The organism is Corallococcus sp. AB030 (assembly GCF_003668965.1).
In the GTDB taxonomy this organism is placed as follows: Bacteria; Myxococcota; Myxococcia; order Myxococcales; family Myxococcaceae; genus Corallococcus; species Corallococcus exiguus.
Map to the genome: position 1 here is coordinate 1 of NZ_RAWQ01000511.1, position 425 is coordinate 425.

Genomic DNA, 425 nt, shown 5'->3' on the forward strand with positions numbered 1-425 from the left:
CCTGGATGGGATTGGTCGCTTTACGGGCCGCTGGTGATGCATCAATTGCGGCAGCCCTACCCCTTGCTTGCGGCCAATCTGGATCGTGCCGAGATCATGCAGATCTATCGCCAGCGCCCGACGCTCGGGGGCGAGCGCTCTGGTGCAGCCGAGGTGCAGGAGCGTTTGCTGGCGGATATCCGTGAGTCGCACTGCGGCCTGCTGCCGGACAGCCAGTTGCCGGCGATGCTTGCTGTACAGCAACAGCGTGATCGGCGCATGGCCGAGGCTCTGTTGGCGGCGCCACAGCCAAGCCTGCTGCTGGCCGGCGCCTTTCATGTGCGCAAGGATCTCGGCGTACCCTTGCACCTGGCGGACCTCAGCGCGCAGGCTGGCAGCGCGGTGCTGATATTGGCCGAAGTCGGCCGTGCGGTGGACGCTACTAT

1 protein-coding gene is annotated in these 425 nt (G+C 65.4%); it reads left to right on the top strand.

All coding sequences use genetic code 11. The features are described from left to right. The coding region (locus D7Y15_RS43850) for a ChaN family lipoprotein (protein ID WP_199746085.1) at positions 1-425 on the top strand (425 nt) is incomplete at both ends.